Below are 22,019 nucleotides of genomic sequence, written 5' to 3' on the forward strand. Positions count from 1 at the left end.
TAATCGGGACGAGTTCCCACAAAATCAAACATTTATGTCAGTAAAAATTAGATTACAAAGACACGGTAAAAAAGGAAAACCTTTTTTCCACATTGTTGTTGCAGATGCAAGAGCGAGAAGAGATGGTAAATTCATCGAAAAAATCGGGACTTATAACCCAATTACAAATCCTGCGGTTATTAATTTAGACGTGGATGCAGCTGTAAAATGGTTAAACAACGGTGCACAACCAACCGATACTGCAAGAGCAATCCTTTCTTACAAAGGTGTACTTTACAAAAAACACTTACAAGGTGGTGTTGCGAAAGGTGCTTTCTCTGCAGAAGAAGCTGATAAAAAATTCGCTGCTTGGTTAGAAGAAAAAGAAGGTGCAGTAAAAAACAAAAAGGAATCTTTAACTAAAGCTCAAAAAGAAGCTAAAAATGCAGCTCTTGAAGCAGAAGCTAAAGTAAACCAAGCAAGATTAGACGCTGCTGCAAAAGCAGAAGCTGATGCGAAAGCGGAAGAAGAAGCTAAATTAGCGGAAGAAAAAGCTGCTGCTGATGCAAAATTGGCTGAAGAGAAAACAGCTCTAGAAAATGCTGCTGAAGTTGTAGGAAGCGCTGCTGCTGCTGTAGTAGATACAGTTGCAAATGTTACGGAAAAAATTGCTGATGCAGTTGCTCCTAAAAATGATGCAGATACAGAAGGAACTGAAGAAGCGAAAGCTTAATTTTATTCTGTAAAATAATCTTACAAAATAATCGCAAAGACGCCTTTTTGGCGTCTTTGTTATTTTAAAACCCTTTATATTTGCAATATATTATGTAAAATCATAAGGTCATTTCAAGACTTTCTTTGAAATTACAATGCATTAATTATTAATAAAATGAGAAAAGAAGATTGCTATTTCTTAGGAAAAATCACCAGAAGACATGGTCTTCAAGGAAATGTTTTTCTTAAGTTAGATACAGATCAGCCCGAAATGTATCAAAAACTCGATTCCATATTTGTGGAAATCAACGGTTTGCTGGTTCCATTTTTTGTTGCTAAACAATCCTGGAGTAAAGGTGATACACTGATCATATCCTTTAAAAATTCTACCGAAGCTTTGGTTGAACAATCATTAGGAAAAGATGTTTATATGCCACTTTCTACTTTGCCTAAACTTACCGGAAACAAGTTCTATTACCACGAAGTTGTAGGCTTTGAAATTAGGGAGGAAGATGGCAAAAGTTGCGGAACAATTGTTTCCATTAATGATCAAACTGCGCAACATTATTTTTATCTGGATCTTGCCGGAACACAGATTATTATTCCGATTATTAAAGAATGGATTTTGGAATTAAACCGCGAAGAAAGATATCTCAAAATGGCTTTGCCGGAAGGTTTGATGGATGTTTTCCTAATTCCATCTAAAAAAGATGAATAATATTTTAGGCCTTTTTTAAGTATTTTTTTCAATTTTTTTTGAAGGAAAATGCATTAATAATTTCCAAGAAAAAACGGACGCCATCATCAAAAATTACGCCAAAATTTATTACATTTGTATTTATTGTTAAATAAGAAAAGTCGGAAATCTTATTTTCCGAGTGATATATAAAAATTGAATGTCAGCAATGAGAACGACGATTAACGAATTACTTTCAGATTATAAAAAAGTTTTACATCACGATATAACTGTACAAGGCTGGGTGAGAGCATTTCGCTCCAACCGTTTTATCGCTTTGAACGATGGTTCCACGATCAATAACCTGCAAGTGGTTGTAGATTTTGAAAAATTTGATGAAAATATTCTGAAAAATATCAGCACAGCTTCTTCCGTGAAAATTGTTGGTGAGGTGGTAGAAAGTCAGGGAGCTGGACAAAATATCGAAGTTATCGCTAAGAAAATTCAAATTTTAGGAGATAATTTTACCGAAGAAAGAGACAAAACCATTTTACAACCCAAAAAACACTCGCTGGAAGTTCTTCGCGAGCAAGCGCACTTGCGTTTTCGTACCAACTTGTTTGGAGCGGTTTTCAGAGTGAGAAGTGCGATCAGCTTTGCGATTCATCAATTCTTTAACCAGAATCAGTTTTTCTACATGAATACTCCTATTATTACTGGTGCTGATGCGGAAGGAGCCGGAGAAATGTTTGGGGTAACCAATTTTGATCTGAACAATATCCCGCGAGACGAAAACGGAGATATCGATTTTGAGCAAGATTTCTTCGGGAAAAAGACCAATCTAACGGTTTCCGGTCAGTTGAATGTGGAAACTGCAATGATGGGCTTGGGTAGAGTGTATACTTTCGGGCCGACTTTCCGGGCTGAGAATTCTAATACCACGCGTCACCTCGCTGAGTTTTGGATGGTGGAACCTGAAGTCGCGTTCAATAATCTTGAAGATAATATCGATTTGGCAGAAGATTTCTTAAAATATGTGATCGGTTATGCGCTAGAAAATTGCAAAGACGATTTGGAATTTTTGGATAAAAGGTTTGCCGAAGAACAAAAACAAAAACCTGAAAAAGACAGAGCTTCAGAAGGTTTGATTGAGAAATTGGAAAACGTTATCAAGAAAAGATTTAAGAGAGTTTCTTATACGGAAGCGATCGAAATTCTAAAAAATTCTAAAGAAAACAAAAAAGGCAAGTTCCAGTTTCCTATTGAAGATTGGGGTGCAGATTTGCAAAGTGAACACGAAAGATATTTGGTTGAAAAACATTTTGAAAGTCCGGTAGTTCTTTTCGATTATCCGAAAGAAATCAAAGCGTTCTACATGAAACTCAATGAAGATGGGAAAACTGTAGCAGCAATGGATGTGCTTTTCCCAGGAATCGGCGAAATTATCGGAGGTTCGCAAAGGGAGGAAAGATACGACGTTCTCACCGAGAAGATGAAAACCATGAATGTTGATGCACACGAGCTTTGGTGGTATCTCGATACCCGAAAATTCGGTTCGGTTCCGCACGCAGGTTTCGGTCTTGGACTTGAAAGACTGGTGCTTTTCGTAACGGGAATGACGAATATTCGAGATGTAATTCCTTTCCCAAGAACACCAAAAAATGCCGAATTTTAGCCAATAAAACTCATTAAAACTGATAATCTTCATTCGAATTAAAACCAGAGAAAACTGTTCATTAACCAAAAAACGGAAAAATAATTCCAAACAATGCTGAAACAAAATCTACAATTAAAACTCGGGCAAAAACTCGCACCACAACAAATCCAACTGATGAAGTTGATCCAGTTGCATACCTTGGAATTTGAAGAAGAATTGGAGCGCGAACTTGAAGAAAATCCGGCACTCGAAAAAGTTCAGGAAGAAACGAAAGAGGACGATTATGCATCTTTGGATGAGGGTTACGAGGACGAAGGAACTGAAACCATCAGTACCGATTTTGATGTGGATGAATATATTTTTGATGATGAACCGGCCTATAAAACGGCTTCAAGTAATTATTCTGCGGACGATGAGGATTTTGATAACGAATCACTTCTCACTGAAGGGCAATCGTTATATGATTACCTTTTGGAGCAGATTAATCTCAGCAGTATCGAAGGTGAAGACCTGAAAATTGCAGAATATTTGATAGGAAATCTCGATAACGATGGTTATTTAAGAAGAGAAATCAAACAAATTGTTGACGATTTAGCTTTTTCACAAGGAATTTATACGACCCAGGAAAAAGTGACCGATATTCTTGAAAATTATGTTCAAAAACTTGATCCGCCAGGAGTGGGAGCGAGAAATCTTCAGGAATGTCTTCTGTTGCAAATTGAGAAAAAAGTAAGTGCAGATAAGGCTGTGATTTTGGCAGGAAATATCCTGAGAAATCAGTTTGATGCTTTAACCAATAAGCACTACAATAAAATCATCCAGAAATATGACATCGAAGAAGATGATTTGAAAGATGCGTTGGAAGTGATTTCGAAACTATCGCCGAAAGTTGGAGGAAATTTCGATACACAAACCATCACCATTAACCAAGAAATCATCCCGGATTTTGTCATTCAAATTAAAGAAACAAAAAATGGACAAGTAGATGTGATTCCTTTATTAAATAGTAAAAATGCACCTACACTGAGAGTTTCGGAAGAATACAAAGACATTCTTACCACCTATTCTCACGATAAAAAATCTGCTGATCATAAGCAAGCAGCACTTTTCATCAAGCAAAAGTTGGATGCGGCGAAATGGTATATTGATGCCATTAATCAACGACAAAATACTTTGTTGCAAACCATTTCCGCAATTGTTAAACTGCAGAAAAATTATTTTATCACAGGTGATGAAAAATCTCTGAAACCAATGATTTTGAAGGATGTTGCAGATATTACAGGGTTTGATATTTCTACAATTTCAAGGGTGGTAAAAAGCAAATATGCCGACACACCGAACGGAATTGTTTATTTGAAAAACCTTTTCTCCGACTCATTAACCAATGATGATGGCGAGGAAGTTTCAACAAAGGAAATTAAAAATTATCTTCAGGAAGTCATCAACAACGAAAACAAAAGAAAACCGCTGACCGATGATGCCTTGGTAGGCCTGTTAAAAGAAAAAGGTTACAATATCGCAAGGCGAACCATTGCAAAATATCGGGAACAGCTTAATATTCCGGTAGCAAGATTAAGGAAAGAGTTATAAAAAAAAGTCAGAGAAATCTGACTTTTTTGTTTTATTGCTGCTGCTGATCTATTTTCTGCAAATCTTCCAGGTTTTTGCTTAAGCGCTTTAGCAGGATACCATATACGAGTCGATAATATATCCAAATCAAAATCACACTGATGGCCATCATTATAACAGTTCCTACCAAAAAGCCAATTAATGTGGGATTGTTGAGGTGAATATTCTGTTGTGATAATATCTTAAAGGTGAATGCTGTAAGCACAATCGTAAATAAAATGATGAGAAAGATATTGGTTAATATGAAAAGATTAACCGTTTTTTTAAAACTGATGATTTGTAAAATAAGTTTTTTAAGGTTCGATTCAATATTAATTCTACGGTAATTTTGGAAAAATTTAAGTACAAAAAAAGCAGTAAGGACAAGACTCATGATTTTCATGCTTAAAAAAAGATTTGAAAAACCATTTTCCAGACTTGTCGAATTTTTTACGCCAAGTTTTTCCATAATACGGATAAAACTATTGTTGTCGTCACCGATAAAAGCGTAATAAAGATTCAAACAGAAAAACACGGAGAATTCCGCAATACAAATCCAGAGGATATATTTCACATAGTTTCTGGATGATTTGTTCAGCATGGCTTCAATTTCCGTGCTGTCATATTTTGGCAGAATATCTTGTTCTTGCCATGTTTTTTTGAAATTATCTAGATCAAATTCAGGCATGTTTTTCCATTAAATGTTTTAGGGTTTTCTTCAATCTATTCATTTTCACACGCGCGTTCACTTCGGTAATTCCCAAGTTTTCTGCAATGTCACGATACGGCAAATCGTCCAGATACATCATTACAATTGCTCTTTCGATGTTGGGCAACATTTTCACTACTTTGTAAAGCAATGAAATTTGTTGTTGTTTTTCATCATCATCTTCCACAAAATCACTGTGGTGAAAATCCATCAACTCGTCAGTTTGTGGCGATTTTGTTTTTTTTCTGAAAAGGGTAATTGCTGTATTCAAAGCAACCCGATACATCCATGTTGAGATTTTCGATTGTCCTTTGAATGAGTCGTACGAACGCCAAAGTTGTAACACAATTTCTTGAAAGAGATCCTGTTCGTCTTCCAGCGAATTGGTATAAAGCCGCGAAACCTTAATAATCAGTCCCTGATTATCCTTTATTAGTTTAGAAAACTCTTGTTCTTTGCTCAATGCCAATGCGGAATTAAGTAGCGAATATATGATTTTTTTTGCCCGCAAAGATTAAATTTAGCCTACAAAACCAATCTTTTTCTGACAAAAATCCACCATTCAATTTTTGTATACACTTACAAGATACAATCTTCCGCTTCCCGCATTTTTGTTATATTTGCTTTATGATTCTACGCGGAGAAAATTTAATTAAAGAATACGGCCCGAAAAAAGTCGTAAAAGGCGTTTCAGTGGAAGTTTCACAAGGTGAAATCGTAGGGCTTTTAGGTCCGAACGGAGCCGGTAAAACAACTTCTTTCTACATGATTGTAGGTTTGGTAAAGCCCACTTCCGGGAAAATTTTCCTCGATAATCAGGAGATTACCAATGACGCCATGTATCGCCGTGCGCAGAAAGGAATCGGTTATTTGGCGCAGGAAGCATCCGTTTTTCGTAAACTTTCTGTTGAGGATAATATTCTCGGCGTTTTGCAGCTCACTAAACTTTCAAAACGAGAACAGCAAATGAAATGCGACGAACTGATTGAAGAATTTTCTTTGCAACACGTTCGAAAAAACCGCGGTGATTTACTTTCCGGAGGGGAAAGAAGACGTACCGAAATTGCGCGCTGTCTTGCCACCAGTCCTAATTTTATTCTTTTAGATGAACCTTTTGCCGGTGTAGATCCAATTGCGGTTGAAGATATTCAGAAAATTGTCAGGAGTTTGGTTGATAAAAATATCGGAATTCTAATCACCGATCACAATGTGCAGCAAACCCTCGCAATCACTCATAAAACGTACATTATGTTCGAAGGAAGAATACTGAAAGAAGGTCTTCCGCAAGATTTAGCAAACGACCCGCTGGTAAGAGAAGCATACTTGGGAGAGAATTTTGTGTACCAAGATATTCTCAATAAACCAAAGAAAAAATCTTTTGTTTACAATATTTGGGCAGGGAATTTCGATTCCAAACAACAACTTCAGGATTTCGTAAACGAAAATTTTGCTGGTGCCGAAAATCTCCGGGTAATGTATGGTTTCGAAGATATCAGCTTTGCATCGCTTTCCAATTCGCAAATTGAATATATCTTTAATGAAGTGATCGATAAAAATGCTAATAACTCTTTTCTTTTTCAGAAAAAAGAAATATCGGAAGTTTATAAAAAAGACCAAGCCGAAGCCGATGCAAAAGAACTTAGCAAGTCACAACTTCACTATCTAACCACATTTTCTTACGAAGGGTAAAGCTCAAAGCATACTTTTTGTAAATGAGATATTTTACAGACAGATATTATGGCAAAACCTTTCAACCGAACCATCACACTTTACCACATTTATCAGCAATTGATTCCCTTCATTAAACCTTATCGTTTAATGATTTACGGAACGCTTTTTCTTACTTTTTTGGGCGCTTTGATGGCTCAGGTCAATCCGCTGGTTCTGAAATATACCGTAGATGAAGTCACCGAACTTACCAAACATACCGATCCTATGCAGGAAGGAATCCATGTGTTGGTGGTGATTTCCGCGATATTGCTTGGTAAGGAGTTGTTGAATATTTTCATTCAGTTCGGGCAGAAATTTTATGGCGAAAAAATCCGAATTAATACCAGCAGCGTTTTGGCACAATCGGTTATCGATAAAATTTTGTTGTATCGTGTAGCCTATTTTAATGACGAAAACCATGAGTCAGGGAAATTACAAATCCGAATTGACCGAGGAATTGAAAGTCTTACAAAATTAGTTCAGAACTTTTTCATCGATATTTTGCCGCTGTTTTCCAATGCAATCATCGCGCTGATCATTATGTATATGCAAAATATATATGTAGGAATTGTTTCAACAATCGTAGTTCCCATTTATTTTTACGTAAGTGCTTTGCAGGCTAAAAAATTGGCGGGAGTTCGACGAACACTCAGAAATCAGAGGGAACAAAAAACCTCGGGACTTTTAAACCTGATTAATTCAATTATGGTGATTAAAAGTTTTGTGCGAGAAAAATTTGAAGGCAAAAAACAATTCGACCTTCAAATGCAACTGATGGAAAGTCAGTTGTTTACAAGAAGAACCAACTTTATTTATGATGGTTTGAAAACTTTCATCGAGCAATTTGGCGTGGTTTTGATTATTTTGTTAACCGTTTATTTGGTACTCGATCAGCAAATGACAATCGGTGCAATCATGCTTCATATTCTTTTATTTAATAATGTTTCTGCGCCAATTCGCCAATTGCACAGGATTTATGATGATATGAATGATGCAATGATTTATGCCGAAGGATATTTCGATATTCTCAATGCTGATGCAGAAAAAGAACCCAACGGGAATTTTGTAAAAGAAAAAATCCAGGGAAGGTTTGAATTGAAGAATGTCGATTTTACTTATCCGAACGGAACCAAAGCACTGAACAATGTTTCGATGCTGATTGAAGAAGGAAAAACTACCGCTTTAGTCGGATTAAGCGGTGCTGGGAAATCAACAATCATTAATTTACTTTGTAAATTTTATCTTCCGGATTCCGGTGAAATCCTATTGGATGAGGTGAATTTGAACGAGTATGAAAATACTTTTTTGCGCGATGATATTGGTTTGGTTTTGCAAAAAAATCATATTTTCCAGGGAAGTATTGAAGACAATATCCGGTATGGTGATATGAACGCGACTTTCGAAGAAATAGAAATTGCTGCAAAAAAAGCTTATCTTCATGATCAAATTCTCGATCTTCCGGAAAAATATCAGCACGATGCAACGCAGCTTTCCGGTGGACAGCAGCAAAGAATCGCCATCGCTAGATTATTTCTGAAAAATCCACCCATTATTTTCTTGGATGAGCCCACAGCAAGTCTCGACGCTATTGCTACAGAACAAATCAAAAACTCACTCGATGCCATTAAAAAAGGCAGAACAGTGGTGATTATCTCGCATTCGCTTTCTCAGATTTTAGATTCGGACCGGATTTATGTGATGAAAAAAGGAGAAGTAGTAGAAAGCGGAACCCACGATGAATTAATCAGTTTCCATGGTACTTACCGCGAAATTTTCGATGCTTCCGCGAGAAGTTTAAACCTTGATAAATTGGTGAGTTCTTACCGAAGTTAAGATCATTTTAATTTTCTAATACCATTTAATTATGAAAAAAATATTTCTCGTTGCTGTTTCAACTTTTGCACTCGTTTCTTGTAATAAAATCGAAGAAACCGTAAACCAAACCGTGACCATTGCAAAAGAAAAGGCACAACAAAAAGCTAACGAAACCATTCAGGAAACTGTCGACGCACAGCTGAACAAATTAGTGAATGCTCAAACCGTAGAATTTGATAGCGTGTTCCCGAATCAACAAAATTTGACTTTGGAACAAGTGAAAGGACGAAAATTATCGTTTCCAAACGGCTCTCCATTTTATGTTTTTAAATATAAAACCGCCGACAAAGAGGCGTTACTAAAATCTTTGGTTGAACAACCCACAACCGATGAATCGAAGTCGGAAAAGCAATTTCAAAAAGTCGATGGTTCTTCGATTATCGAGAAGATGATGTTTTTTGAGAAATTTCTTCCTGCGAATACCATCGAAACTCAGTTTTTCGAAGATCTTAAAAGCGATCAAAATATCGAATTTTACAAAATAAAACGCTTCCCGAACGTGAGTACGGTGATTTATAATCCGAAAACTCAGATGGTTTATCAGTTTGTAGAAGTGAAAAAATAGCGAAAAAATGACGGAAACAATTCAAAAAACGATAGCATTTGTAAAGGGAAAATTGGAAGGGGCAGAAGCTGGTCACGATTGGTTTCACATCGAAAGAGTGTGGAAACTTTCCCTGAAAATAGCAGAAACAGAAGGCGGAAATAGTGAAGTAGTGGAACTTGCGGCATTGTTGCATGATATTGCTGATCCTAAATTTCATAATGGTGATGAAACTTTAGCATTGAAAATTTCCGAGGAATGGATGAACTCGCTGAAGGTTTCACCAGATGTCGTGGAGCAAGTTTTATTTATCATTAAAAATATCTCCTTTAAAAACCGCGGAGAAAGTCCCGAAAATCCGCCGATTGAGTTGCAGATTGTGCAAGATGCTGATCGCCTTGATGCAATTGGAGCGATAGGAATTGCCAGAACGTTCAACTTCGGAGGGTTTAAAAATAATTTGATGTATCATCCGGAAATTCCACCGAAACTGAATATGTCGAAGGAAGAATACAAAAAAAATGAAGGAACAACGGTAAATCATTTTTATGAAAAATTGCTGCTTTTGAAAGATTTAATGAATACCAATTCTGCAAAAAAAATTGCTGCTGAAAGACATGATTTTATGCTGAAATTCCTCGAGCGATTCTACAAAGAATGGAATGTTACTGAATGATTTTCGAACATCTAACCTTGCTTTTGTACTGATTTTTTGTTGAAAAATCTTGGTTTTTAGGAAATATTCACTTTGTAATTTTCTTTATCTTTACCCATGTTTTATTTATTTTTTCTGCTTTTTATCGCGCTTTGTTTGGGATTGGTTTTTTCCATTTTTAAAGAAGGAAGATTCCGTATTGCGGCTACCATTTTCCGAATTACGGTAGTCATAATTTCTATATCCGTTTTCAGTTATTATTTTGTAACGAAAAGCATCAATCAGTTTCGGAAAGATTCGCTCACGGTTCAGCTCATCAATACTTTGCCTTTTCCTTTGGATTTTTATATCGTAAAGGTTAATAATGATAAAAATTCAGCGGAAAAATATGTTACAACAAGATCTGGAAGCATTCGAACTGATTATTACCGGATCGAATATTTGGATATGAAAAACTCCGATCAGTTTTGGGTTGCGGGTTTTATGGGAAGAAAAAATATGGTTTATTTTTCGCAACATGCGGTTCCCAATAAAAATGAAGATCAAATTATCGAGATTCGAAATTACATCAACCAAAGCCAGAAACTTTCAGAAATTGCCCAGACACAAATTGAGGTTTTGAAGTCGGAAAACATGAAAACTGCAATTTGGTTTACCTTAGATTTGCTTCTGTTGTTCCTTAATATTATTCTTTTATTGAGACGTTCAAAATAAAAAATATCCTGCCGAAAGACAGGATTTTTTGTTGAAATTTTTATGTTATTTTCCTTTTTGTTCTTTCAAAGCTTCCTTGTCTTTGTCGGAAGGATTCCAAACTTTTACTTCAGAATCTTTGTTGATTCCGGAAAGGATTTGCACGTTGATTCCGTCGCTTGCACCGAGTTTCACGTTTACTTTCTTGAATTTTCCGTCGGGTTGTTTCACTTCTACAAAAGGATTGTCCTTACCATTTACTTTTTCATATTGAATTAGAGATTCATCCAAAAGCAAAGCATTTTTCTGTGAACTCAAGATGATTTCTCCGTTTGCAGAAAATCCTGCGCGGATATATTCATTGGTTTTATTGAAAACATCGCCTTCAATTGGGAATTTGATGGTTCCGTTTTCATCTTTTCCTTTCGGCGCAATCATGGTTACTCTTCCTGGAAAAGTTTTGTTTTGCAAAGCTCCGATAATTACGTTCATTTCCATACCTTCTTTTAATTTTCCGGCTTGTGCTTCATCGATGGTTCCTTGGAAAATCAGGGAATTCAAATCTGCAATGGAGCAAATTGTGGTTCCGGCGTTGAAAGAGTTTGCCTCAATAACCTGGCTTCCCACTTTCACAGGAACTTCCAACACGGTTCCTGTTGCTTTTGAGCGAATTTGTGTGGTAGCGAGACTTGCCAGTTCAGGCGTAGCGCCAGTTCTGGCAATTTGAAGATTTTTCTGTGCGGTTTGCAGCTGCTGTGTTGCGTTTTTCAAGGCTTGTTGCGTAGATTGCAATTGTTGTTGAGCGGTGATGAATTCTTGCTTAGAAATAACGCCTTGGTTGTACAAACTTTGTTGCATAGCAAATTGTTTTTGCTGGTTTTGCATGTTCATTCTCGCATTGCTAATCTGCAAATTAGCATTGTTGATTTCCTGCTGAGCGGCATTTACGTTTTGAACACTCGGTACAATTCTAATCGTTGCAACCAATTGTCCTGCAGTTACGTGATCTCCTTCATCCACCAAAATTTTATCGATAATTCCCGACATATTCGGTTTGATTTCGATTTCCTCGCGAGGAACGATATCGCCGGTTGCCATTACTTTATCGTCCATGTTTTGCACGACAGGTTTTTTGGTAAGAAACATCTCGCTTTCTTTGCTGTTAGAGGAAACCAAATAGCTGATTCCCGAAATTAAAGCAGCAGCGAGGAGTAATCCCAGAACGATATAAATTGCTTTTTTTAAAGTGAATTTCTTTTTCATGTGAATAGTTTATTTCTTTTTTATAATATTTTTTAAAGGCAAATAACTTCCAATAAATCATTTGCGATGCTGCTTTTCTTTCTAAATTACTCGCTTCGCAAAGCCTCTATTGGACGAATTCGCACGGCTCGCTGTGCGGGAATCATACCAATAATTAATCCCAAAATGACCATCACCGCCATCGCTCCGAAAACTTCGCCATAATTTACCGTTGGGTTGTAGAATGGAAAAGTATCTTGATCTTTGGTTAAAAGATTAAGAATCATTAATAAGAAAATTCCCAAAACAAATCCCAGAAGTCCGGAAGCCAAGGTGATTACAACACTTTCCAAGAGAATTTGATTTCTTACCTCCGCGGGTTTAGCTCCCAAAGCACGTCGAATTCCAATTTCTTTTGTTCTTTCTTTTACGGTGATTAATAATATGTTAGAAATAGCGATTATTCCGGCCAAAATCGTTAAAGTTCCCACTACGATGGTTAAAAGTTGCATTCCGGTTAAAAATCCGGTGAGTTTTTTGAATTCTTTCCCAAGATTAAAACTTCCGAAAGCGTTCGTATCTTCTGGCGAAACGTTGTATTTTTTCTTGAGGGTCGTTTTTACGCCTTCTTCCACCGTATTGAGATCTGCATCTGGTTTGCTTACAATGGCAAAGAAGCCCACTTTGTCACCATCATTATACATTTTGGTAAAGGTGGAAAGTGGTATAAATGCAGATTGGTCGTTCTCCATTCCGCCACCTTTTTTTACCCGGAAAACGCCAATTACATTAAAGAAAATACCTTTTACATTCACCGATTTTCCAAGTGGATTTTCGTTCTTTTTGGCATCGAAAAAGTTTTTGTAAATCTCTTCGCCAATGACGATGACGTTCTTGTTTGCAGATACATCCGCGTCATTGATGTACCTCCCGTAAATGAGTTTTTTCTGCGAAATTTTATTTCCGATCGGATAATCTCCGGTGAGGGTGTAGGTTGCTTTTTTTCCATTTCTAGAGAAACTTTCACCTGGTGTTCCGAAATTTCCTCTTGCGTTTTGCGGAGAAATATAATCGATTTGAGGAATTTTTTTGGTAAGCATTTCCATATCGCTCAAATGCAGATCCATTTTTCTTCCTTTTGGAAATCCATCATAAGGAATGGTGGTGTTTTGAGCCCAAAGAAAAATAGAATTGGTCGCAAACCCCGAAAATACTTTATCAAAGCCGTTTTCCATACCTTTTGCAGCTCCCAAAAGCGCCACAAACAAGAACATTCCCCAACCTACACCAATCATGGTAAGAAAGGTACGCAACTTATTATTCCGAAGGGAATGATAAATTTCTTGCCAAGTATCTATATTAAAAATGATGTTCATTTGGTTGATAATTTTTTGGTCTTTTATTTATTCCGATCTTAGGGCTTCAATAGGTTTGATTCGACTCGCGCGATACGCAGGTACAAAGCCTGCAATGAGCCCGGAAATCACTAAACTGATAAATGCTGCCAGGATTAATCCCCAACCGACCGACGGATCTTTGATGAAATATTTTTCTAAATTGTCGCCAATTAAGGCCAACGATAAAACGCCTAATCCAACTCCGATAAACCCTGAAATTACGGTAATTACCACGCTTTCCTGCATGATCAATCCTACAATACTGCTCGGTTTTGCACCGATGGCTTTTCGCACACCGATTTCTTGGGTTCTTTCTTTCACGATATACACCATGATGTTGCTGATTCCGATGATTCCTGCGAGTAATGTTCCCATCCCGATAAAACCGACAATCAGCGTTATGATGAACAAAAACTGAATCGTATCGCCCATATTTTTAGCATTATTTCTTACAATAATTCCATTTTCGTCCTCGGGGGAGACTTTATTTTTTGCTTTGAGTTCTTTCTGAATCTGATCACCATATTTTATGGCTTCATCAGGCGACATTTTCGAGTCGTAGGTGATGAAAATGGTACTCACCGTATCCGAACCTTTTTTCATTTGTTGCAAAGTAGTGATGGGAACGGTGATCATTCTTTCGTCCCAATCGCCGCCGTCGTCAGAAAAAACGCCGACAACTTTGAAAAAACTTCCGTTGATATCTAATTCTTTCCCAATTGGACTTCCGTTTTTTATTAAATCCCGCTGTACCATTCGTCCGATTACGGCTACGTTTTGCTTGCGTTCCATATCCATCGCGTTCAGATATCTACCTTCGGTGAGGTTTCTGTTTTCGATGATTTTTTCTTCCGGATTAGCGCCGCTGATTTGGTAACTGCCGCTTTCTTTACCATATTTCACGGTCATATTGGTGGAATATCTTGCAGTAGAATTTTCTAGTTTTGATGGTTCAGATTCTTTTACCTGTTCGTAATCATCATTTTTAAGAATAATTTGTCGGTCCGATTGTAATCCACCGTAAGCGATGGAGGTTTTTCCGGTGAAAATGGTAATTAAATTGGCTGCATCTCTTGTAAAACCTTCTGTAAAGGCATTTTTAAGCCCGGTTCCAATTCCGAAAAGTACAATGAAAATGAAAAGACCTAGCGCGACTGTGAAGCCCGATAAAACCGTTCGCAAAATATTGCTGCGAATGGATTCAAAAATTTCTCTCCAACGGTCCAGATCAAACATATTTTTTATTTAGAATTAAGACAAAACTCTTTGCGTGATGTATTCGTCGCTTTCAATCAATCCGTCTTTCAGAATCACATTTCTTTTGGTTTCGGCGGCAACGTCGGGTTCGTGGGTTACGATGATAATTGTTTTTCCTTCTTCGTTGATTTCCTGGAGGAGTTTCATAATATCGTAAGTCGTTTTGGAATCCAGTGCACCGGTTGGTTCATCGGCAAGAATTACTTTTGGGTTGGTAATTAATGCTCTCGCAATGGCTACACGTTGTTTTTGTCCACCAGAAAGTTCGTTCGGAAGGTGGCTTGCCCATTCTGCCAAACCTACTTTTTCCAAATATTCCAAAGCTTTTTGATTGCGTTCTTTTCGTGCTACATTTTGGTAATAGAGCGGAAGCGCGACGTTTTCTAAAGCGGTTTTGTAACCGATTAAGTTGAAAGATTGAAAAATAAATCCCAGAAACTTACTTCGGTATTCCGCAGCTTTTATTTCGGAAAGATCTTCAATTGGAATTCCGTCGAGTTCATAAATCCCGGAATCTTTTTCATCCAAAATCCCGATGATGTTGAGAAGTGTAGATTTTCCGGAGCCGGAACTTCCCATAATCGAGACAAACTCGCCTTCGTTTATGGTAAGGTTAATGCCTTTCAGCACGTGTAATTTGCTCTTTCCGGTATCGTAGGATTTATGTAAGTCTTTTATTACTAACATGCGGTGATGGAATTTAGTTTAAAGATAAGTATCAATAACGAATTGTTTGTTACAACAGTCGATTTCTTTTTTTTATTTGGGTGTTTAATTTCTTTCCTATTTATTTAATACGGTTGATGGGTTTTGTTTAATATTATTTAGCGGAAATAGCTTGTTTGCAGAGGTTCAAGATTTTAAAATCAGTACCAATGCGAGGTCTGTGTGATTGTGGAAAACTTTTATGGCTTACAGTCAGAGATTTAATACGAAGACCTTTCCAGATCTGCTTCGTTTTTCTATTTTTGTGACTCACATTTCTGAAATCTAAGGAAAAAATTGGGGATTATCTTACAGTTTAATTAAATGAAAATCAATTAATTACAATAAATAATACTTTTTCCACAATGATCTTGGATTTAATTTTTTTTAATACAATTACGATATGGGAATTTTTGACAAAAGAGTAAGCTATAAACCGTTTGAATATCCGGAGGTTATGCAATTCGTAGAAGCTATTAATAAATCTTTTTGGGTGCATTCTGAGGTTGATTTCACCGCAGATATCCAAGATTTCCACTCTCAGTTGGAGCCGCACGAAAAAAATGCAGTGAAAAATGCTCTTCTTGCCATTGCACAGATTGAGGTCAATGTGAAAACCTTCTGGGGAAACCTCTATCATCACCTACCAAAACCTGAACTTAATGGTTTGGGAGCTACTTTCGCCGAATGCGAATTTCGGCATTCCGAAGCTTATTCCAGACTTTTGGAGGTTTTGGGATATAACGAAGAATTTATCAACGTGATTGAAACTCCTGCCGTAAAAGGTAGAATCGAATTTTTAGGAAATGCCCTGAAACACGCTAATTCAGCAACTCCCAAAGAGTATGTTTCTGCACTTTTGTTGTTCAGTATTTTGGTTGAAAACGTTTCTCTTTTTTCACAATTTGCCATCATTTTATCTTTTACAAGATTTAAAGGGTATATGAAAAACGTATCCAATATTATTGCCTGGACATCTGTAGATGAGCAAATTCACGCCAATGCAGGAATTTATTTAATCAACAAAATCCGCGAGGAACAACCCGATCTTTTGACAGAAAGCGACATCGAAGATATTTATACTTTGGTGGATGAATCCATCGAAAGAGAAGGCGATATTCTCTCTTGGATTTTCGAAATGGGAGAAATTGATAATGTCTCCAAAGAAGATCTTCTCAATTTCATGAAATATCGTGTTGATGATAGTTTAAAGAAAATCAACATGAAAACCCGATACAATATTACCCCGGAACAATACCGACCAATGGTGTGGTTTGAAGAAGAAGTTTTCGCCAATTCAATGGACGATTTCTTCGCAAAAAGACCGGTAGATTATACCAAACACGACAAGAGCATTACTGAAAACGATTTGTTTTAAGTTGAGTGGCGCGAGCGAAGCGAGCGCCAATTACAGCAAATAATATCAGTAGGAACGGGCTTTAGCCCGTTTATTAAAGGAATTTACAATTGGCTGTAGCCAAAACCTAGTTCTGCCTCGAAAGAGAAAAGACAGAACATTTTAGCCCCGATTGCAGCGGCATCCTTTTGAGAAACGCAGTGAAGCAAAAGATACAGCGGAAAGCGGGACGGGTTTTCTGAGAATGCGAAAAACCGGTTGCTCCTAAAAAATATAAATATAATAATGCAGAAAGCTTAAAGCCAACTGCCCAAAAGCATACAATACATGGAAGAAAATACAAACATCTGGTGGCTGAATGAAGAATCCGAGCAAATGCTGAACCGCGGATACCTCCTCAAAGGTGAAACCGTAAAAGGAGCCATAGAAAGAATTACCACAGCAGCAGCTAAAAGATTATATAAACCCGAACTGCAACCTGCTTTTGAGGAAATGATCACCAAAGGTTGGATCAGTTTTTCATCGCCGGTGTGGGCCAATATGGGAACCCAACGAGGCTTACCAATTTCTTGTTTTAATGTACACGTTCCAGATAATATCGAGGGAATTACCCATAAACTGGGCGAAGTAATCATGCAGACGAAAATCGGTGGTGGAACTTCCGGTTATTTTGGTGAACTAAGAAATCGTGGAACCGCGGTAACTGACAACGGAAAATCTTCCGGAGCGGTTTCGTTTATGAAACTGTATGATACTGCGATGGACGTGGTTTCGCAAGGTGGAGTGCGTCGTGGTGCTTTCGCTGCTTATTTGGATATTGACCACGGTGATATCGAAGAATTTTTGTCGATCAAAGATATCGGAAGTCCGATTCAGAACCTCTTTACAGGTATTTGTGTTCCGGATTATTGGATGCAAGATATGATCGATGGAGATATGGAGAAACGTAAAATTTGGGCGCGAGTTCTCGAAAGTCGTCAGCAAAAAGGTTTGCCATATATTTTGTTTACAGATAATGTGAATAGAAATAAGCCGCAAGTATATAAAGACCTTGGATTGCCGATTAATGCGAGTAATTTGTGTTCGGAAATCATGTTGCCGTCTAATGCGGAAGAATCTTTTATTTGCTGCTTATCTTCCATGAACCTTGAATTGTATGACGAATGGAAAGATACCAATGCGGTAAAACTTGCCATTTATTTCTTGGATGCGGTATTGTCTGAATTCATCGAAAAAACGGAAGGAAATTATTACTTAACCGGAGCTAGAAATTTCGCAATGCGTCACAGAGCGCTAGGTTTGGGAGTTTTAGGATATCATTCTTACCTTCAGAAAAACATGATTCCTTTTGAAAGTTTCGAGGCAACTCAGTTTAATGCAAGAGCTTTCAGACAAATCAAAGAACAATCTTTGCAAGCTTCCCAGGAATTAGCAAATATCTACGGCGAACCGGAAATTTTGAAAGGTTACGGAATGCGAAATACCACCACGATGGCAATTGCTCCAACGACTTCAAGTTCTGCTATTTTAGGGCAAACTTCACCGGGAATTGAGCCGTTTGCGTCCAATTATTACAAAGCTGGTTTAGCAAAAGGAAACTTTATGCGTAAAAATAAATATCTTGCAAAGTTGCTTCAGGAAAAAGGAATCGACAACGAAGAGACTTGGAGAACGATCATGTTGAATCACGGTTCTGTACAGCATTTAACAGAACTTACCGATGAGGAAAAAGCAGTTTTCAAAACATTCAGAGAGATTTCTCCGATGGAAATTATTTCGCAAGCCGCACAAAGACAGCAATACATCGATCAAGCGCAATCTTTGAACCTGCAAATTCCATCGACAATGCCAGTGAAAGACGTGAATTATCTTTACATTGAAGCATGGAAAAAAGGCGTGAAAACCTTGTATTACCAAAGAAGTTCATCTGTTTCAAAAGAGATGATGGTGAACTTTGTGACTTGCTCTTCTTGCGAGGCGTAAACTAAAATAATCAACATTAAAAAAGCCACAGAATTTCTGCGGCTTTTTTTTTGACAAGACATTATTCTTAAAATTTCGTTTTTACTTCAGCCATTTCCGGAATGTGGATGGACGTTCCAAACTCCTTATTCAAATTTTCAATGAAATAGGCAGATAAAAGAGGAGAAGACGGTTCGATTTTTTGATGAACAAAAAAATACAGTTTTTCCAAGCCTTCTTCTTTCCAAGTTTTGATGCGTTCCAACCAATCATCGAGCCGGTGGTAATCAATATTAGTATTTGCACTGACGAATCGAACAAATGCTACCGGAGTCGTCAATCTCATGTGAAGCATATCTCTTCTTCCCGCAGTATCCACGATAATATTGGTGATTTTGAATTCCTCGAAAAGGTCGCAAATATTATTAAAAGCAACTTCATTACTGAACCACTCATCATTTCTAAGTTCTATTGCAAGCGGAATTTCTTTTGGCCAATCTTCCACGAATTTTTCAAGCCTGTCGTAATCTTTCGGTTTGAAATTATCGTGCAGTTGAAGGAAAACCATTCCTAATTTTTCCTCAAAATTGATAACAGCAGTAGCAAATTGAGTAACTACATCGGTAATATTTATTAACCTTCGATAATGTGAAACGGTATTGGTTATTTTTGGGAAAAATTTAAAATCAGCAGGCGTTTTTTCTTTCCAGGTTTGTACTTGCTCGGGACTGGGCATTCTGTAAAACGTGGCGTTCAGCTCTATTGAATTAAATTGAGTGGCATAATACGTGAGTTCATCCTTAATGCCTTTCGGATAAAATCCTTTCATATTGGTTTTGTTCCATTGTGCAGCACCAACACAAATTTCCAGGTTTTTTGATGTGGTTTTTCGTAAAATTTGGGCCGTTTTGGGATGATCTTTTGGCAAAGAAAAATCTACAGAGCTCGGGTCATCGACTTTTCCGAAATTCATAATTTTAAAAGTAAAATATTACGGTAAATTTACTTAAAATGTACGTGATCCAAAGTATCCTTATATTTAAAGTAATATAAAAAAAAGACTCACATTTGCAGATTATTTTTCTGGAGACGTGAGTCTTTTTTTGGGCTATTGAAATTAAGCTAAAAACTCAATCTCTTTATCGGTAAATTTATTTTTATCAACCAATTTATTGATCGTTTTGATCATTTTCTTGCGAAGTTTTGCGATTTTTCTCACATTTTTGTCTTCGCTGTAATCGAAGATATTGTCCTCGAAAGAGAAGGTATCGCCTTTTTTGAAAGAGATATTATTTTTTTTCATTTCTTTCAAAAGCATCAGATTAGTCATTGTTTCCAGAGAAACATACTCGGAAATTGCAAGTTCTTTTAGTAAAACAAGGAGCTGTTTTTTATATTTTTTTTTCGCTTTCATAGTAAACATTTATAGCATTGCAAGATACGGATTTTCGCTGAGAATCTCTGTGTTTCAAACCTATTCGCTCGTTTTTTTCTATATTCAACGGCGTAAAATTTATTATCTTTGTCGTTCTGATGGATAAAAACGAACTTTTATCGCTGATTATTTTAGCGAAAAACAAAAATCAAAAATCGCAAACCAAGCTCATCAATTATTTTTGGGTGGATGTTTTCAGTTTTGTGATGAAAAAAGTTCAGGATGAGAATGTTGCAGACGAAATTACCGTTTCTGTTTTCTCTAAAGTTTTAGCAAAATTAGATCTTTACGATCCTAATTTTCAGTTTAAAACGTGGATTTTGACCATTGCTCAAAATACAGTAATCGATTATTGGCGCAAGAAAAACCGTGAAAACGAAGATTCTACCGACAATTTTGATGATTTCAAAAACCAGTTTGCGCGTTCGCCGGAAGAACTTTTGATTTCAGAAGAAGATCATAAGCAAATTTTAAACATCATTGAAAGTCTGGATTTTAACTACCAAGAAATCATTAGACTACGATTTTTTGAAGAGAAAAGTATTAAAGAAATTGCCGACGAACTCGGTCTCACCATTGCGAACACGAAAGTGAGAATCATGCGCGCTAAAAAAGTGCTCTCGGAATTATTGAAAAACAATGAGTTTGAGGATTGATGAAACCAATTTCTTAATTTGTAAATTTGTGCTTTATTTTAAAGAAAAAGATGAACGAAACCACAATAGAAAGCCCAAACCAAAAACCCAAATGGATTCGCGTAAAACTTCCGACCGGGAAAAACTACCGCGAACTTCGCAGTTTGGTGGATAAATATAAACTCAACACCATTTGCCAAAGCGGAAGTTGCCCGAATATGGGCGAATGTTGGGGTGAAGGTACTGCAACCTTCATGATTTTAGGTAATATTTGTACCAGAAGTTGCGGATTCTGTGGCGTGAAAACCGGAAAACCACTGGATGTAAATTGGGATGAACCTGAAAAAGTAGCCCGATCTATCAAATTGATGAAAATAAAACATGCCGTGCTCACTTCTGTTGATCGGGATGATCTGAAAGATATGGGTTCTATTCTTTGGGCGGAAACGGTAAACGCGGTGCGAAGAATTTCACCAGGAACCACGATGGAAACTTTAATCCCAGATTTTCAAGGAGTAACAAAACATATCGACCGATTGGTTGCTGTAGCTCCTGAAGTGATTTCCCACAACATGGAGACCGTAAAAAGATTGACGCGCGAAGTGAGAATTCAGGCGAAATACGAAAGAAGTCTGGAAGTATTGCGTTACATGAAAGAAGCGGGACAAAACCGTACGAAAACCGGATTAATGCTCGGGTTGGGTGAGGAAAGAGATGAAGTTTTCCAAACCATTGAAGACATCAAAAATGCAAATGTGGATGTAATCACCATCGGACAATACCTGCAGCCTACAAAAAAACATCTGCCGGTAAAGAAATTTATCACTCCGGAAGAATTCAATGAATTTGGTGATTTTGCCAGAAGTTTAGGATTTCGACATGTAGAAAGTTCGCCGCTGGTAAGAAGTTCATATCATGCGGAAAAACATATTCATTAATTAGCAATAGTAATTAACTGAAAACTAAAAATAAAACACACCATTCCGGTATGTTTTTATTTTTTTACCAAAAGTTTTGCAGGCATAAAAAAATCCCAAGGTTACAATTTCTCATTTTTAAATAGTCAGCAGATACTTGTTCAAAATATTTTCTTTACATTTAAATAAAATATTATTATGAAAACTCGTAGTGCATTATAAAAAGGTTATTCATAATACGAAAAAAAATCGTATATTGTATTGAATACCAATCTAATACACTATGAATAAC

At 37.0% G+C, this 22,019-nt stretch carries 20 protein-coding genes and 1 pseudogene; 13 read left to right on the top strand and 8 right to left on the bottom strand.

The genetic code is table 11. The features are described from left to right. Positions 1–34: 34 nt before the first annotated feature. The 4 genes from H0S70_RS13935 to rpoN all read left to right on the top strand — a co-directional run bounded on the left by H0S70_RS13935 (position 35) and on the right by rpoN (position 4,616). Positions 35–712 (top strand): 30S ribosomal protein S16, encoded by a 678-nt coding sequence (locus H0S70_RS13935; RefSeq protein ID WP_188321224.1) that lies wholly within the window; start codon positions 35–37, stop codon positions 710–712. Positions 713–868: 156 nt separating this feature from the next. Continuing rightward, the gene (gene rimM, locus H0S70_RS13940; protein WP_188321225.1) at positions 869–1,411 is read left to right on the top strand and encodes a ribosome maturation factor RimM; all 543 of its coding nucleotides are present in this window, start codon (positions 869–871) and stop codon (positions 1,409–1,411) included. Positions 1,412–1,598: 187 nt separating this feature from the next. Next, positions 1,599–3,044, top strand: coding sequence for an asparagine--tRNA ligase (gene asnS, locus H0S70_RS13945; RefSeq protein ID WP_123904368.1), 1,446 nt, complete (start codon positions 1,599–1,601; stop codon positions 3,042–3,044). Between the two features lie 93 nt (positions 3,045–3,137). After that, on the top strand, positions 3,138–4,616 hold the full coding sequence (rpoN, locus tag H0S70_RS13950; RefSeq protein WP_188321226.1) for an RNA polymerase factor sigma-54: 1,479 nt from the start codon (positions 3,138–3,140) through the stop codon (positions 4,614–4,616). Positions 4,617–4,647: 31 nt separating this feature from the next. On the opposite strand, the gene H0S70_RS13955 is transcribed toward rpoN, so the two are convergent. Further along, positions 4,648–5,322, bottom strand: coding sequence for a beta-carotene 15,15'-monooxygenase (locus H0S70_RS13955; protein ID WP_188321227.1), 675 nt, complete (start codon positions 5,320–5,322; stop codon positions 4,648–4,650). Next, positions 5,315–5,806 (bottom strand): RNA polymerase sigma factor, encoded by a 492-nt coding sequence (locus tag H0S70_RS13960; RefSeq protein ID WP_031501816.1) that lies wholly within the window; start codon positions 5,804–5,806, stop codon positions 5,315–5,317. Before H0S70_RS13960 ends, H0S70_RS13955 begins: the two co-directional genes overlap by 8 nt. A gap of 164 nt (positions 5,807–5,970) precedes the next feature. On the opposite strand from H0S70_RS13960, the pseudogene lptB reads away from it, so the two are divergent. The 5 genes and pseudogenes from lptB to H0S70_RS13985 form a co-directional block, all read left to right on the top strand. Next, a pseudogene (gene lptB, locus H0S70_RS13965) lies at positions 5,971–6,696 on the top strand (LPS export ABC transporter ATP-binding protein); the annotation flags it as partial. A 465-nt stretch (positions 6,697–7,161) separates the two neighbouring features. Beyond that, on the top strand, positions 7,162–8,886 hold the full coding sequence (locus H0S70_RS13970) for an ABC transporter ATP-binding protein (RefSeq protein WP_228453864.1): 1,725 nt from the start codon (positions 7,162–7,164) through the stop codon (positions 8,884–8,886). A gap of 31 nt (positions 8,887–8,917) precedes the next feature. After that, positions 8,918–9,493: a hypothetical protein gene (locus H0S70_RS13975; RefSeq protein WP_088264272.1), complete on the top strand. Its 576-nt coding sequence runs from the start codon at positions 8,918–8,920 to the stop codon at positions 9,491–9,493. Between the two features lie 7 nt (positions 9,494–9,500). Further along, entirely contained in the window at positions 9,501–10,148 is a 648-nt protein-coding gene (locus H0S70_RS13980; protein WP_188321230.1) for an HD domain-containing protein, read from the top strand. 96 nt (positions 10,149–10,244) lie between these two features. Further along, positions 10,245–10,841, top strand: a complete 597-nt coding sequence (locus H0S70_RS13985; protein WP_188321231.1) for a hypothetical protein — start codon at positions 10,245–10,247, stop codon at positions 10,839–10,841. 45 nt (positions 10,842–10,886) lie between these two features. Here the strand turns inward: H0S70_RS13985 and H0S70_RS13990 are convergent, their stop codons facing one another. The 4 genes from H0S70_RS13990 to H0S70_RS14005 all read right to left on the bottom strand — a co-directional run bounded on the left by H0S70_RS13990 (position 10,887) and on the right by H0S70_RS14005 (position 15,403). Beyond that, positions 10,887–12,083 (bottom strand): efflux RND transporter periplasmic adaptor subunit, encoded by a 1,197-nt coding sequence (locus H0S70_RS13990; protein ID WP_188321232.1) that lies wholly within the window; start codon positions 12,081–12,083, stop codon positions 10,887–10,889. Between the two features lie 86 nt (positions 12,084–12,169). After that, the gene (locus H0S70_RS13995) at positions 12,170–13,438 is read right to left on the bottom strand and encodes an ABC transporter permease (protein WP_188321233.1); all 1,269 of its coding nucleotides are present in this window, start codon (positions 13,436–13,438) and stop codon (positions 12,170–12,172) included. A gap of 27 nt (positions 13,439–13,465) precedes the next feature. Continuing rightward, positions 13,466–14,695 carry an ABC transporter permease gene (locus H0S70_RS14000; RefSeq protein WP_188321234.1) on the bottom strand — a complete coding sequence of 410 codons (1,230 nt, stop codon included), beginning with the start codon at positions 14,693–14,695 and terminating at the stop codon, positions 13,466–13,468. Positions 14,696–14,710: 15 nt separating this feature from the next. Further along, positions 14,711–15,403 (bottom strand): ABC transporter ATP-binding protein, encoded by a 693-nt coding sequence (locus H0S70_RS14005; RefSeq protein ID WP_123904377.1) that lies wholly within the window; start codon positions 15,401–15,403, stop codon positions 14,711–14,713. A 421-nt stretch (positions 15,404–15,824) separates the two neighbouring features. Here H0S70_RS14005 and H0S70_RS14010 point away from each other — a divergent pair, with 421 nt between their 5' ends. Together H0S70_RS14010 and H0S70_RS14015 are read left to right on the top strand one after the other, a co-directional pair. Next, positions 15,825–16,799: a ribonucleotide-diphosphate reductase subunit beta gene (locus H0S70_RS14010; RefSeq protein WP_188321235.1), complete on the top strand. Its 975-nt coding sequence runs from the start codon at positions 15,825–15,827 to the stop codon at positions 16,797–16,799. A 297-nt stretch (positions 16,800–17,096) separates the two neighbouring features. Continuing rightward, positions 17,097–18,761, top strand: coding sequence for a ribonucleoside-diphosphate reductase subunit alpha (locus tag H0S70_RS14015; protein WP_317173182.1), 1,665 nt, complete (start codon positions 17,097–17,099; stop codon positions 18,759–18,761). A gap of 67 nt (positions 18,762–18,828) precedes the next feature. On the opposite strand, the gene H0S70_RS14020 is transcribed toward H0S70_RS14015, so the two are convergent. Both H0S70_RS14020 and H0S70_RS14025 read right to left on the bottom strand, forming a co-directional pair. Further along, positions 18,829–19,713, bottom strand: a complete 885-nt coding sequence (locus tag H0S70_RS14020) for a DUF72 domain-containing protein (RefSeq protein WP_188321236.1) — start codon at positions 19,711–19,713, stop codon at positions 18,829–18,831. A gap of 144 nt (positions 19,714–19,857) precedes the next feature. Beyond that, positions 19,858–20,154, bottom strand: coding sequence for a hypothetical protein (locus H0S70_RS14025; protein WP_143755843.1), 297 nt, complete (start codon positions 20,152–20,154; stop codon positions 19,858–19,860). A 119-nt stretch (positions 20,155–20,273) separates the two neighbouring features. Here H0S70_RS14025 and H0S70_RS14030 point away from each other — a divergent pair, with 119 nt between their 5' ends. Then, the gene (locus H0S70_RS14030; protein ID WP_123248506.1) at positions 20,274–20,831 is read left to right on the top strand and encodes an RNA polymerase sigma factor; all 558 of its coding nucleotides are present in this window, start codon (positions 20,274–20,276) and stop codon (positions 20,829–20,831) included. A gap of 50 nt (positions 20,832–20,881) precedes the next feature. Then, entirely contained in the window at positions 20,882–21,748 is an 867-nt protein-coding gene (lipA, locus tag H0S70_RS14035; RefSeq protein WP_188321237.1) for a lipoyl synthase, read from the top strand. Positions 21,749–22,019: the final 271 nt, after the last annotated feature.

Origin of the sequence: Chryseobacterium manosquense (assembly GCF_014623485.1) — a bacterium.
In the GTDB taxonomy this organism is placed as follows: Bacteria; Bacteroidota; Bacteroidia; order Flavobacteriales; family Weeksellaceae; genus Kaistella; species Kaistella haifensis.

What these genes read in the sequence shown, in the direction of transcription:
- H0S70_RS14030 (WP_123248506.1), top strand. Translation starts at nt 20,274, where the DNA reads ATGGATAAAAACGAACTTTTATCGCTGATTATTTTAGCGAAAAACAAA.
- rpoN (WP_188321226.1), top strand. Translation starts at nt 3,138, where the DNA reads ATGCTGAAACAAAATCTACAATTAAAACTCGGGCAAAAACTCGCACCA.
- lipA (WP_188321237.1), top strand. Translation starts at nt 20,882, where the DNA reads ATGAACGAAACCACAATAGAAAGCCCAAACCAAAAACCCAAATGGATT.
- H0S70_RS14025 (WP_143755843.1), bottom strand. Translation starts at nt 20,154, where the DNA reads ATGAAAGCGAAAAAAAAATATAAAAAACAGCTCCTTGTTTTACTAAAA.
- H0S70_RS14005 (WP_123904377.1), bottom strand. Translation starts at nt 15,403, where the DNA reads ATGTTAGTAATAAAAGACTTACATAAATCCTACGATACCGGAAAGAGC.
- H0S70_RS13980 (WP_188321230.1), top strand. Translation starts at nt 9,501, where the DNA reads ATGACGGAAACAATTCAAAAAACGATAGCATTTGTAAAGGGAAAATTG.
- H0S70_RS14010 (WP_188321235.1), top strand. Translation starts at nt 15,825, where the DNA reads ATGGGAATTTTTGACAAAAGAGTAAGCTATAAACCGTTTGAATATCCG.
- H0S70_RS13970 (WP_228453864.1), top strand. Translation starts at nt 7,162, where the DNA reads ATGATTTACGGAACGCTTTTTCTTACTTTTTTGGGCGCTTTGATGGCT.
- H0S70_RS14000 (WP_188321234.1), bottom strand. Translation starts at nt 14,695, where the DNA reads ATGTTTGATCTGGACCGTTGGAGAGAAATTTTTGAATCCATTCGCAGC.
- H0S70_RS13990 (WP_188321232.1), bottom strand. Translation starts at nt 12,083, where the DNA reads ATGAAAAAGAAATTCACTTTAAAAAAAGCAATTTATATCGTTCTGGGA.
- rimM (WP_188321225.1), top strand. Translation starts at nt 869, where the DNA reads ATGAGAAAAGAAGATTGCTATTTCTTAGGAAAAATCACCAGAAGACAT.
- H0S70_RS13935 (WP_188321224.1), top strand. Translation starts at nt 35, where the DNA reads ATGTCAGTAAAAATTAGATTACAAAGACACGGTAAAAAAGGAAAACCT.
- H0S70_RS13995 (WP_188321233.1), bottom strand. Translation starts at nt 13,438, where the DNA reads ATGAACATCATTTTTAATATAGATACTTGGCAAGAAATTTATCATTCC.
- H0S70_RS14020 (WP_188321236.1), bottom strand. Translation starts at nt 19,713, where the DNA reads ATGAATTTCGGAAAAGTCGATGACCCGAGCTCTGTAGATTTTTCTTTG.
- H0S70_RS13985 (WP_188321231.1), top strand. Translation starts at nt 10,245, where the DNA reads ATGTTTTATTTATTTTTTCTGCTTTTTATCGCGCTTTGTTTGGGATTG.
- asnS (WP_123904368.1), top strand. Translation starts at nt 1,599, where the DNA reads ATGAGAACGACGATTAACGAATTACTTTCAGATTATAAAAAAGTTTTA.
- H0S70_RS13955 (WP_188321227.1), bottom strand. Translation starts at nt 5,322, where the DNA reads ATGCCTGAATTTGATCTAGATAATTTCAAAAAAACATGGCAAGAACAA.
- H0S70_RS13975 (WP_088264272.1), top strand. Translation starts at nt 8,918, where the DNA reads ATGAAAAAAATATTTCTCGTTGCTGTTTCAACTTTTGCACTCGTTTCT.